Raw genomic sequence first — 14,191 nt, forward strand, 5'->3', positions numbered from 1 at the left:
ATCAAGGGAAGTCCAGGAGTGGATGATCTTGAGGAAAGACATATTTATCAAGATAAATATGAATCCGCAACGACTATACGCTAGAGTCTCTTTAGAAGCCGAACTTCATAAGAGAACAAGACATAGTCTGAACTACACGTATAACTCAAGTTGCAATGAAGGTGTAGAGAGAAGGTCAAGTGTAAAGACACTTTCGAGAAGCACCTTCTCCGCTATTCCTCCTCAGGGATAGTCAGTAGCCGCAAGGTGAAAGTAACAGCATGGGATAAAAAATTCGCAGTCACATCGCAAGATATTGCCAACTCACTGCAGCAAGCAGGACAAGCCGCCAAATCTTTTGGAGTAGATATTGACCAAGTCATCGGCCATAGTACCGCTATTATGTCTCTTACGAAGGAATCCGGAACCGAAGTCGGGGATGGATTAAGCAAGATCTACTCTCGTGTTGCCACAGCGCCGGAAGCTAAAGATGCTTTTAAAATGGCCAACATAGACTTCGAGCAAAATGGCAGCATCCGCAAAGCCGGCGATCTAATCGCTGACCTCGCGGCCAAATGGTCCTCCCTATCCGATACGCAACGTGAGAATATCGGTTTAACATTAGCGGGCGAAGAGCATTACCGGCAGTTTACTGCGTTGATGCTAAATTATAATACAGCTGTGCAGGCAACTGAAGCGGCTGTTTACTCCAATGGATCCGCATCTCGGGAAAATGCAGAGTACATGCAGTCGTTGCAAGGAAGAATAGATGCGATGAAGGCATCTTGGCAGGAGTTTTCGCTTGCACTTGGGAATAGTGCTCTAAAAGACGCCTTAATAATACTTATTGAACTCGGAACGAACTTCATTAACAATCTGACGATGTTTACCGAAAAGTTCGGTAAATGGCCGGCAGTTCTTGGTATTGCAACAACAGCTGTGTTTGCACTTACTAGAGGACTTCAGGTGCTTATCCAGTCATTAATAAGTACAGTAAAAGGATTCTATCAGACTCCTCCTGCTGCAACAGCTGCAACCGGTGGCGTTAGAGGCCTTACTGTTGCTGTTAACGGTCTTAAGTTAAGTATTAAAGGATTACTTGCCACAACAGGTATTGGTCTGCTCCTCGTTGCTATCGGGACTGGTGTTGAATGGTTAATCGGAAAATTTGGCGATGCGAGCAACTCCAGTGACGACTTAGCGGATTCTTTTACAAATTTACAAGAAAAAAGTGCCAACCTAAATCACTTGCAATCACTGTCTGACGAGTATAGTAAATATAAAGATGTTGTTTCTCTAACTGCGGATGAAAAAATCCGTCTCAGTGAAATTGAAAATGAGTTGCAACAAACCTATGGAATTAATATCACCTCGTTAAATGAAAACTCAGACGCGTATTCCAAAAATAATGAATTAATACAAGATAGAATAAACTTGTTAGACGACGAATATAAGCGTGAACAACGGAAAGCTGAAATAAACTATAAGGCTGATAAAAAAGAAATTGAAAAAACAATCACCGAAAAGCGTTCACAGGCTGACGATGCAGAAGTAGAGTACGAAAAGGCACTGGCAGAGTATAATGAATTCTCAGCAAAAGTCAAAGCCAATACTCCTGTTCTTGGTGACAAATATACTTTTACAGCTTCTGGAGCATTTAATGTGCAAACTATACTTGACCCTGCAAAAGACACCGAAGAAATCGAAAATATGGGGGAGAAACTAGCTGCAGCTGTAAAAAAAGCACAAGAAAAATGGGAATCAGCTAATGAGGAATTCGCATCCTCTATTAAGCCGAAGGAACAGTATCTCAATGTCATGTTTCAAGATTATATCAAAAATATTGAACAAAATGGCACAAAAATAAACAATTTTACACGTCCGTTATTCGAAGCTCTATCCACAATTTCGATTAAAAGTAATATCGAATTTGATGCAGAGCAACTAAAAAGCATCTTTAACATCTTTAACACTGCTAAGATTACTTCATTAGACGATATTCAAAGGGTATTTGATCAGCTTCCAGGTAATCTTAAATTAACTGGAGACGAACTAGCTGCACTAAAACAAGTAATTGCACAAGTAGGGCTCGATAAACCAACTAAACAGGGTTATGAGTTAAAAGACGCTATGGAAGAAATCTCAAAGGCAACAAACAACTACTCTGAGAAAACCAGAGCGATTGCTGACGAGATGAGAAATTTCGATAACGCTATCCGAGGGGTAACAGATGGACAAATCTTGAGTAGTCAGGCTGTACAGGACCTGATACGTCAGTATCCAGAATTGGCGCCTTTAATTCGAGAAACATCCAACGGGTGGACCATTGAAAAAAATGCTTTAGATGAAGTTCGTAAAGCAAAAGCAGAAAAAGCAATTCAGGATTTAGAAAATGAAAAAGCTTCTACTTACGCAACACTTACCAATATTCTAGCAAGAGTCCAAATGTACGGCCTAGAGGCTAAAGCATTAGCTACCCCCGAAGGAAGACAAAAAGCATATGATGATTTAGATAGTAATAAACGAGAAACAATTGATATCAATATAAATGCTATTAATCCATTTGAATTTGCTGCAACTTCTATGTACAATGCTGCTGCAACTCAACATAACAAAACAATAGAAGAGGCCCAAAGGCAAATATTAAATCTTAATGAAATTGAAGCAGCATTAGAAATATATAAGAAAAATATGGATAATCCGAATTACGGGATTGAACCACGAAAAGCAAATTCCAGCTCGGGTCCTCGCTCTTCAGGAATATCTAATAGTAATAATGGTACGCCACCAAAAAAAGAAGTTGAAGTCTACAAACCAAACTTCAACTACGACAAAAACGAGGAAGCATTAAAAGAGTACAATCGTCAGCTGCAGGAAAACCAAAGACAAATTGATGAAGCTAAAGCTACTGGTCAAGATTATAATCAACTGCTTCAAAACAGAACAAAAATTTATGAAAACATGTCTAAAGAGCTGGCCAAGCAATTAAAGCAACAAGAGAAACAATTGGATAACCGTAAAAAAGTATTAACAAGTCTGGAACTGCTCGATAAAGATGGCAATATAGTCGATAAAGTCCAAAACAAGTTAGTCGAGCTTAGCAAGAAAGACCAAAAAACACGTTTGAACTATTCCATGGAGCAAATCGAAACCCTTTTAAGCGAATATACTTCATTGCCGGATAAAATAGATAAAACGAAATCGGATCTTAGCCAAGCGATCGCTGGCATGGTGGAAATTCTCACATCGCCGCTCGATCTTATACAATCTACCGGACAAACAAATCGCAGCCGGCTCAATCGGAATATCTCCCTGCTAGGCGAGATTAATACTGAAGAAGAGAAAAAAGCAGTAGCCGCCTACGGCCAATCCATTCTAGCTTCCTTAAAAAAAGAAGCAAGCGATATTGCCAAAGAAATCGCGCGTTTAAATAAATTAATCAGCTCCAAAAAAAGTACGAATGAAGAGAAAAAAGCTGCACAAGAAGCTCTTACCAAATATCAAGATTCCGCAAACAACATCAATTTAGAGATGATGCAGCAAGCTGAAAAGGTTGGCAAGGAACAATCCGATGCCACCACGTTTGGCTTTAACAAAAAAATCGAAGATATTGATTTTCAAATTTCCTTGCTGGGCGATTCAGATGAAGATCTAAAAAAAATTGAAGAGCTCAATCGTGAAAAACGGGAAATCATAACTGCCGCTCAGCAAGAATTGAACAAAGAAATTACCAAGCTGGAACGAAAATTGACGACTGATCTCTCCAAAGAAGAACGTCAAAGAATAACAGCAAAGCTGGAAGCGCACCGCGAATCGTCCAAGCATTTTCAGCAAATCGAAGTCAATTCGCTTCGTAATGAGCAAAAAGCGCGAGAAAATCAAGCAGATGCAATTATAGACAACTACAAAAAAATGCTGAACAAGCGCAAAGAGCTTGAACTGAAAGCCCTTCAAGAACGCGAAAACATGCTTGACGAGGCTCATCGCAACAATATGCAGCGTCTTGATGATGAGCTTAAAAAATTCGAACAAGCGACGGCCGATCAGCTAAAAACCATTGACCGTCAAGACGAAGAAGATACATTTGAGAAAGAACGCGGTAAAAAACAGAATGAAAAACAGGATATCGAACGTAAAATTTCCGAAATATCTCTCGACGATTCTATTGAAGCGAAGGAAAAAAGAAAAGAACTTGAAAAAGAACTCGCCGACAAAGTCTTGGAAATCGAAGAGTTCAATCATCAAAGAATTAAACAACTTCGTAAAGATGCCCTGAATGACAAGCTGGAAGAAAAACGGCGGGAAATTGAGCTTGAAAAAGAAACGGCCAATACCAACCATGAAAACATGAAAAAGGCCTTTGAACAAGCTCGAGAATATATTAACACCACTTACGAAGAGATGCTCAATGATGAACAGAAATTTCATCAAATGAAGCAAGATCTAATGAGCGGCGATCTGAATGTTGTTAAAACTGTTATCGGTGATATCAAAGGCGAGTATGAAAAACTATTTGAGTTTGTAAGAAACAACCAGGATGTTTTAAAAATTGGCGAAAAAACGTTAAGCAACTGGCAATATGATTTTAATCAGGATCAAAGCAAGTTGGATGACCACTTAACTTCCACTCCTTTTTTCCAACAGCAAGAGCAGCAGAAGCAAACAAGAGAAGATGCCTGGAAGACCTATCTTGACAACAAAAAAGAAGCAGAAGCGATTAAAAATAATAAAGATCCGCGTTTTAACGAACTGAAAAAAGCGAATGATGGGCTCAGGAAAATTTGGGGCTTTCAAGACGGATCTTATAACACTTTGAAAGACCTGCAAAAATTCAACACAGGCGGCTACACTGGTGATTCACAAGGATTGGCCTGGCTGGACAAGAAAGAGCTGGTACTTAATGACAAGCAGACGGCCGATGCCCTTAGCATTTTTAATATTGCAAGCAATATTATCGACAAAATCAGAACCTTTGACCTGAATAATCTGTTCAAAAAAACGGATTTTGAAAGCCGCTCCAGCCAAACGCTGCAGTTCAACAAACTGATTCATATCGACAAAATAGAAAAAAACGCCGACGTCGACTATTTGCTCGACAAAATCAATACACAATTTAAACAATGGGGCTTCGTTTTAAAATAAGCTCCCTTCGCGATCAGGTGGTGATAACATGTCTTTTAACAGTATGAACTTCTCTTATGACGGGATTCGCAACGATGTGATGGGCGTATCGCTTATTAGTATGTCTTCCGGGTTTATCGAAAAGTCCTTCTTTGGCGACCGCGAGATTATATCCGCCTCTGTTCCCGGCAACCATACTCCTTATATTTATGGGGAAAGGATTCAGCCCTTTCGGATCAAATTGCAGCTCTCTCCATTGGACGGCTGCTGGACAAGCGAATTAAAATCGAAAATAGCCCGCTGGTTAAACAACGGGAAATTTAATGAGTTCTATTCAACCGATGATATCAACCGGCGCTACTTTGTAACCTATGTCGGCTCCCCTGCCCTATTTACGACCGCGCTGAATCAAGGCTATATCGAAGTTGAATTTTCCAATATAGATTGCTACGTAAGAAGCCCTGTTATGGAAAAAATTTATCATAATACAACGGGCGCCATAGAAGTTGAAATAACTAATCTGGGCGATACAACAATCTTTCCCAATCTTCACATCCATAAAGTCGGCACCGGAAAGATTGAAATCAGAAATCGCTCCAACGGCAATAGCTTAAGTTCCATTAACGGCTTATTGGACAAAGAACTGCTTTATATCAATGGCAAAGAAAAATATATAGAATCATCAATTTCCAATACGTACCGTTACAAAGACTTCAACGGCAACTACCCTTCGCTGGTTTACGGCGTAAACCGCATCCAAATTAACGGTGCATGCAAAATCAAATTTGATTATCGCTATGAATTCCTGTCGCAATAATCAAGGTCTTTTAGGGGGAGAAATCATTGTATGAAATAAATTTTAATGACCTTTCTTATAAAGACACTCGTTTTTTTCTGTGCAAGCCGAATCGGGAGCCAATCGCTCAATTGCATTTCACGCTGAATGAAAAAATCATTATGAACTATGGCGGAGTCAATGAATTGCAGCTGACCATCCCCTACTCGATCACCACAGAGACAGGCCAGAGCAAACGCAATCCAATTATCGATCTGATTACCGGCGACTATTTGGTCCGGCATGATTTTAAAGGAAAAACCATCGATTATTACATCATAACCAATCCTGAAGATCATGCCTCCGAAGATGATCAGCAAGATAAGACGATTACCTGCTACCAGCTTCATTATGAGTGGAAAAACAAGCTCGTCCGCATTTTGAAAGGCACCATGCCCCTGTACGATCCGGTCGGAGACAATGGTGTACTCAACAAGACCTTGTTGTATAAAACAGACTGGACCATCGACTATATGGATGGCTCCCTGCTTACCAAATACCGCACATTCGATACTGGCGAAAAAGATTTGCTCTCTTTCATCTTCGAAGCCATCGATACTTACGGCTTCTACATTCCGGTTGTCGATACGGTCAACAAACGTCTTTCGATTTATTTGGACGAGAATTACGGACGAGATGAAGGACTCACGATCGAATACGGAAAATATTTAAAATCAATCAACGGCAAAGAAAACTTTGACGATGTCGTGACCCGCCTGTATGTCTACGGCAAAGATGAAATTTCAATTAATCGGCTTACTCCGGCCGGAACTGACTATATCGAGTCATTGGATTATTACATGCATCCCTACGCTCAAGATGCGAACGGCAACACTTTTCAGCATTCCCGCTACTTGAGTGACGAACTATGCGAAGCGTTAATGAAATATAACAAGCTGCTGGATGAGAAATCAAAACAATTCCAGTCGCTGCTCGCCGACGAAGAAGCTCAGGTCAACGAGCGCACAAAGCGGGAAAATGAACTGACAGCACTGCAAACGGAGCTTTACAAGCTGCAAGACAGAAAAGATGTCCTGGTCAGTTTGGGCGAAGACCTTACTCAAATTAACCTGCAAATCACAGCGCAGCAAGCGCAAATTGACAGCAAAAACAAGGAAATTACCGCGATCCAAAACAAGCTCGCATCGATTGATTCCCAAAAACAATCGCTAAGAAAGCAAATTGCGATCGAGAACAATTTTACTTCCGTGCAAATCAAAGAACGCAACTACTATATTCGCGAGCGCGTCTGGCGCGATGCCAACTACTCCTCGCCCGAAGATTTGCTGGAGCAGGCCAAAAAGAATTTGCTGCTGTGGAGTCAGCCGCAAGTCGCTTATGAAATCAATGCCATCGACATTATCAATCAGCTTAATCTTACCTACGATCGCGATCGTCTTAAATTGGGGAGCATCATTACAATCCGTTATCCGGATTTTGGAATTGACATTCAAGCCAAAATCATCGTCATCGATCACGATATTCGCAACAACGGCCTGACCCTTACCATCGCCAATTCCAAGGACATCAAATCCGGTTTCCATAAAATCAAAGACCTGCTCAATCGCAGCGTCAATACAAGCACACAAGTCGACATGTCGCGCTACAAATGGGATCTATCCGAAGAAAACAACACCGAAATCGATAAAATATTGAACAACGCCTGGAACGCCAACAAAAACGCCATCGAAGGCGGCGACAACCTCCAATACTTGCTCGACCGCAGAGGCCTGACCATCAAAAAGCCTGACGATCCACTCAAGTTTCTGAGGGCTGTAAACTCTGTCTTAGCGATCACCAATGATGGCGGGAATACTTATAAGAATGCCATTACTTCGAATGGTATTACTGGTGAATTGATTATAGGTAAAATTATCGCTGGCGAACTGTTGGTTATTCAGAATAAAGCAGGTTCAGTCAAGATAGATAATGACGGTTTAACTGTTACAAATATGGATCTTACCATAACGCGAGATGATAAGAAATCACGAATCGTTATAAATGCTAAAAATGATGCCACAACAGGTGGATTTAGGATTCAAAGTTCTAGTAATGGCACAACCTGGACAGATAAGCTGTATGCAGATACTACAGGAAACCTGATAATGACTGGTAATATCTCTATTGGTACAGGAAATGAGATTTTTAAGGCTGATGATAAGGGGATTTACTTAGGAAGTCCTTCATTTGCAAATGCTCCTTTTTCTGTTTCTCCAGCGGGATTCTTGAAAGCAACAAATGGATCATTTGAAGGTAATATAACTGCTAAAGGAACAATAACAGGTGGTAAATACAAGGATGGAGAAATAGTAGGTAGCTCAATTAATGTTAACGATGGTGTATTCAAAGTTGAAAAAGATGGTAGTATGACTGCTACATCTGGAAGATTTACAGGAACTATTTCAGGTTCAACAATAAGTGGCTCATTGTTCATTACTTCTCCAATACCTGTTGGACGAAGAATTGAAATGGATTCAAATGGATTTAGGACATTTGATTCTGGGAATAAATTAAGAGTTAGTATTAATACTAGTGATGATAAAGGGATATCTGGGATTACTTTTTATGACCAGCTTGGCAACTTTGCGGGTGAGATCAATACGTACACAGAAAATAATTACCAGAGACTTGGTATTGGAGCGACTAAATTCCATCTCTCATCAAACGAGATTTTTATGGGTTCAAATGACACCACAAACCCTATAACTTTACAAGGGACAACTAAAATGATGGGTAATGCAAGTGTACAGTTTGATTTGACCGTTCGTAAAAGAGATCTGTTGAAAGAATTAGATGGACTTGATACAAGAATTTCCGCTGTTGAGAGAAAGTTAGATACCAAGGCAAGCAACACTCACAAGCACACAGTTAAAACAAATGACCACAATCACGGCAATACACAAAACTCGAACAGTGGCGGTGGCACTTGGACATCATCAGAACCAATTTAATGTTCTACCATCATCATTTCCAATATGATACAATTATAATTGAATCATAATAGGAGGGATTTAAATGAAAAAAATTGGATATCTAGTGACTGGTGTTGCTATTGGATGTGTATTAAGTATTGGTGTTTCAGTATCAGCGGCAAGTATTAAATCTATGATTGGACAGAAAATTCAAGCAGAGGTGCCTGTTACAATCAATAATAAAGCATTATCTCAGGATGCTATTATTGTGAATAACACATCTTACATTCCTTTAAGAGTTGCTTCTAATGAAGTTGGATTAAAGGTTAATAGTGCGAACAATAAAGGAATTTCACTTTCAGGTGATAGTGGAGCGAAAGGAGGAACTAGTGTGACTACAACAATGGATAAAACACAAGCTAAAACTGAATTGAATAAAGTAAACTCGGAAATAGATAAGTTAAATAAAGCTCTTGCGGAAGAGACAGAAATACTTGAATTAACGAAAGAGAATTTGAAAGGTGTGAAGGAAAATTATGAGCAGGCTAAAAAGTATCATGAAGAGAATTACCCAAATCAGCCGTTTGAGGAAAGTGATAGATATAAAGTTACTAGTGGATCAGTAAAATCAGTAGAAGGATTAGCTAAAAGTACTGAAAACGACATAAAATCAATCCAAAACCAACTTGCCGAACTCGAAAAGAAAAAAGCTGAACTTGAGAAAATTGTGAATTCATAAGACTCGCTTATGCGGGTCTTTTTTGTCGAGCAAAATGTATACAATTTTTGACTTTGATCCGACTCCCGAACTTGACATGTATACGTTCTTGTCGATATTGGAAAAAGTGCTATTATGAATGTATACAAATTGGTATTTTTCCAAACTTGCGTTTTATCCATTTCGATGAAAGTGTATACATGAGAATTTACTTGTGATCATATACTACCACTAGAATAGTTCTAGGAGGTGGAGATGATGAACAAGAGGAGAGTGAAGAAGATGGCAGTTAACATGAGAGAAAGACCAAAACTGCAAGGTAAAGATTTGGAGAGATTCTTATATAATGCTAAAAAAAATGAAGAGTTTATGAAAAATTTTGCCGCCAAAAAGGTTAAAGAATATAATGACCGTTTCTCTAAGTCCTAGTATCGACCCACAGAGATTGATCTATAAAATTATTTCGATTGACGACATAGGCGCAATTAAGCAATTTAGATGTGGCAATGGTTCTATGGAGACATTCCTGCATACCGAGCCTATCCATCTCATATAGAACGTGAATCAAGTACAACGCTAGTATACTATGAAGATGTGTTAGCCGGTTATTTTACCATTAAACATGAGGAAACGAATTATCCACCTTGGTTAGACGGAAGCAGCTACAGCTCCTCGCTTGACATAGCCAGACTGGCTGTTTGTAGTGATTTTCAGAATAATAGATTAGGGACTTACATTATTAAATATATCATTAATATGGCCATCCAAGTAAATGAACGCTTTATTACACTTGACTCGCTATACGAGCGTTGGGAATGGTATAAAAGATTCGGGTTCAACTACCTTTTCGAAGAGGATGTTCGTAAACCGTCAGAGATTGTTACAATGATTTTGGATTTATATGATGAAGATTTAGTCATGCATATTACAATCAGTAGCCCTTTTCTTTCTAGGAACGTCTTTTGCTATTCTTAAATGACTCGCTTATGAAATAGTATTTCTAACAAAACAATCTTCACCAAAGACATCAACTACTTGATGTCTTTTTTGCATTTACTAAAAAGAAAGGCGGGAATAAATTGTCCAATATATTCGAGTATAAAGATCCCATCATCTACAATTTACGGGCTGGCACATCAAACGATCAGTTCAGACCATTTACCAACTACCCTTATAAAGTGGTCGACAATGTATGTTTACTCGAAGAGCTACCTGATCCTGTAAATCGCGTACAAATCCACGATCCTGCAACAAATCAAACCTACTATGAAGTGGAGTATGATGATGTTGGTCAATATGAATTTAAAGTAAACTATACGATTGGTTTCGTGAGATTCAATCCCGCGGCTAACGGAAAAACACTCTCCGTCTCCTATTTTGGCCGTGGGCAGGCTTTAATTCCAGCCGCACGAATTTGGCTTAAGGAAGTCGGGGGCACAGTTACTGAAAATCTCCAAGATATTATAAATAACGTCATTGAATTCAAATACGTCGGCGAGTACGCTTCCAATCAACAGTACAAGCGTTATAACATCGTGTCTTACCAAGGCGCCGCTTACATCGCCAAAAGAGACGCTACCGCCCTCCCTACTCACACCGGATTTTGGGGCAGACTTTCCGGCTTCAAAATGACTGGCCAATATAATGCCGCTACCTCCTATCTTGCCGGCGACATCGTGAGCAATGAGGGTAACAATAGCTTATACTATTCGTTAATCAGCAATAACAAGGGCAACCCCTTATCCGACTCAACTAAATGGATGCTCTTGATTGATGCCCAGCCTGCAATTGACAATGCTAACCGCGCCGCGGAACATGCGGACGAACGCGCTGAATTAGCCCATCAGGCAGCGATTAGGGCAGATGAAGCAACTGAACGCGCTAATGCAGCCACAGCTAATGCCGACTTGGCCACTGAAGCGGCTAATACTGCTACTAGAAATGCAAATACCGCTGCTGATAACGCTAATAATAAAGCCGAATTCGCTCAAACTCAAGGTGATTACGCCAAGACTCAAGGAGACTATGCAAAAGAACAAGGTGATTATGCAAAGAGTAAAGCTGAAGAAGCTATCGAAGCTAAAGAGAACGCTGATCTAGCTACAGAAGATGCAATAAAAGCAACAATAGATGCTATTGCTGCAACTGAGAATGCAAACAAAGCTGCTGATAGCGCGAATATGTCTGCCGATAATGCTGACGTTGCAACTGATCATGCAAATACTGCCGCTGATAACGCACAGAACAAGGCTGACAGTTTCGAGTATATGGGTGATTATGATCCCTCGAAAGAATATAAGGTGAATAATCAAGTCACATACAATGGAACTACATGGATTTGTGTTCAGGATTCTGTAGGTAATGAGCCAGGTACCGCTTCATCCTATTGGAGACCATTTGCTTTAGGTGGGGAAGCAAAATTAATGCGTTACATAAATACTGTAACTCTTAGTGATTCTGCAAACACTGTGAATATAGCAATCCCACAATTTAATCAACTATCAGATTTATTATTGGTCTATCAGAACTCAGTGTTTATTGCAGAGGGTGCAGACTACACAATATCTCAAAATAATCAGTCTATAACTCGCACTGAGAAATGGGAAACAGGTACGATATTTAACTTCGTGGTACTTAAAAATGTACCTGAAATTGAGGTTGGAGAAGTTGATGGAGCGTTTATTCTAGATAACTCAATCACAAATAATAAATTGTCAACTGACATTAAAATCGGTTCCCTTGGAGGACTTCAGACATCAAATAAAGATAGTGTTGTCAGTGCAATTAATGAAATCAACGCCACCCTTCTAGACACAGCCAATACATTAGAAGCACATAGAAGTGCAACAGCTGCTCATAGCGCTACCGCTGAAGCAACTCCAAATCGAATTGTGCGGCGGGATACAAATGGGCAGATTAAAGTGGGGGTACCGACAGAGGATGAACATGTTGCACGACTTGTCGATCTTAATACTGTCTTAGCAGTAGCACAGTCTACAAAATCAGATTTAGACTCTCATAAAAGCGATACTAACGTACATGGTTCAACAAGTGATGCTACTTCCAATCGGATACCTATCCGAGATACAAATGGACAGTTTAAGGTAGGCGTGCCGACTGAGGATGAACATGTTGCCCGAAAAGTTGATATTACTAGCGCGGTGGATGGGGTATTCTTGCCACTGGACGGAAGCAAGGCGATGACTGGAACACTTACTGTAGACAAGAATGACACTCATGTGATTTTGCGCGCAAAGGACAATACAAACCAGAATATAACAGGGATCGTTTACCAAAACCAAGATGTTCGAAAATGGAGCATGGGAGTACATCCACCTAGCGATCAATTTAGACTCTACGACTATACTAAGGGACAAACAGCGTTTGACGTAATTCCTAACGGAGATATGTGGATTAATCGCTGGCTTAACATTTCCGGTTCATATGGTGGCATGTTGAAACTTAGAGGAAACTCTACTGATCAACACGCTTACATGGAGTTTTACAATGATGGTAATAACCGCTCTGCATGGGTGGGGTATGGTCAGAAATCAGATAATATGAACTTTACGATTAACAATGCCGCCGGAGGCGATATTAGGCTTCAGACGGCTGGTACTGTTACAACTAGTGGTCATATGCGTGTTGGTGGTAATTTCATTGCTACAAAATACGATCTTCCATCTTTTAACGGTGAAGTTGCCTTTAAAAAAGGAAATGCTGACGCTGCATCTTTTACACAACATAACACCATCTTTAAAGGTTGGTGGGGGTTGGGGATGCAGTCTTATGATGATTCCATTAACGGGGTATACGATTTTAGAGCGGGACGCTGGGCAACTCGTGGTGGGTATCGTGTAAATAACGGTTCGAGGGATGTCGCGGATATCGACGAAAATGGTGCTGCAAGATTTGATGGTGACGTTACCGCCAGATTCCTCGGTGTGAGCAGAGGCGTGGATTTGGAGGCAAATGCTGTGCCCGGAGCGAAGAAAGGACGAATGTATGCTAACGGAGCAAATGGACTCTTGTATTACCACGACTTATCTGGTTGGCAAGAGGTTCTTCATACAGGTAGTAACGCTAGAACACGAGTGAACAACGGACAACTTGAATATTATGATGGATCAACATGGAAAGGAGCTGGTATTTCATTGATCGGATCAAGTAACACTGTACGATATTCGTACAACGCTGAGAAGATTTATTCGTCTGAATCAGGGTACTACTTATTTTTGAAAATACCATTAAACTCTGTAGGCGAGCTGACTATAAGCGCGGATATAGCAGTACTATCTTCTATCTCGGACAGCGAATCCTATATCAGGTTAAATACATCTATCTCTGGATCAGCTGATAAAACTTTAAGCGCTAGTTCAACTTCTTTGGATTGGAGAACCCCAATAGGTACACGCCTATACAGTATCGACGGATGGGGAGGGGGCTCTGGAGCGCAGATCGGTTCCGCGTCTTCTCAAGGAGGTTCCGTGCCTTACAAAAATGTATCAAGTGTTGTACGAGTGACGGAGCCGGGTATTCTTTATGTGTATATAGAAGCACGTCCTTGGGGTGACGGTTCTCGGGTAGCTCATAAAAATATTCAAGTGAAGTTCGATTACATTTAAG

General features: G+C 40.3%; 7 protein-coding genes. All 7 read left to right on the forward strand.

The features are described from left to right. The first annotated feature begins 246 nt into the window (after window positions 1-246). Window positions 247-5,121 (forward strand): phage tail tape measure protein, encoded by a 4,875-nt coding sequence (locus tag ACFQ0N_RS10345; RefSeq protein WP_379325573.1) that lies wholly within the window; start codon window positions 247-249, stop codon window positions 5,119-5,121. Window positions 5,122-5,149: 28 nt separating this feature from the next. Next, window positions 5,150-5,917 carry a hypothetical protein gene (locus tag ACFQ0N_RS10350; protein WP_379325575.1) on the forward strand — a complete coding sequence of 256 codons (768 nt, stop codon included), beginning with the start codon at window positions 5,150-5,152 and terminating at the stop codon, window positions 5,915-5,917. Between the two features lie 26 nt (window positions 5,918-5,943). After that, the gene (locus ACFQ0N_RS10355; RefSeq protein WP_379325578.1) at window positions 5,944-8,886 is read left to right on the forward strand and encodes a phage tail spike protein; all 2,943 of its coding nucleotides are present in this window, start codon (window positions 5,944-5,946) and stop codon (window positions 8,884-8,886) included. 64 nt (window positions 8,887-8,950) lie between these two features. Continuing rightward, window positions 8,951-9,586, forward strand: a complete 636-nt coding sequence (locus ACFQ0N_RS10360) for a hypothetical protein (RefSeq protein ID WP_379325580.1) — start codon at window positions 8,951-8,953, stop codon at window positions 9,584-9,586. A gap of 261 nt (window positions 9,587-9,847) precedes the next feature. Next, window positions 9,848-9,994, forward strand: coding sequence for a hypothetical protein (locus ACFQ0N_RS10365; RefSeq protein ID WP_379325582.1), 147 nt, complete (start codon window positions 9,848-9,850; stop codon window positions 9,992-9,994). A 69-nt stretch (window positions 9,995-10,063) separates the two neighbouring features. Next, window positions 10,064-10,540 (forward strand): GNAT family N-acetyltransferase, encoded by a 477-nt coding sequence (locus ACFQ0N_RS10370; protein WP_379325584.1) that lies wholly within the window; start codon window positions 10,064-10,066, stop codon window positions 10,538-10,540. Window positions 10,541-10,644: 104 nt separating this feature from the next. Next, complete coding sequence (locus ACFQ0N_RS10375; RefSeq protein WP_379325586.1) at window positions 10,645-14,190, forward strand: hypothetical protein; 3,546 nt, start codon at window positions 10,645-10,647, stop codon at window positions 14,188-14,190. Window position 14,191 lies beyond the last annotated feature (1 nt).

The organism is Paenibacillus sp. GCM10027626, from assembly GCF_042676285.1.
Taxonomy (GTDB): Bacteria; Bacillota; Bacilli; order Paenibacillales; family Paenibacillaceae; genus Paenibacillus_Z.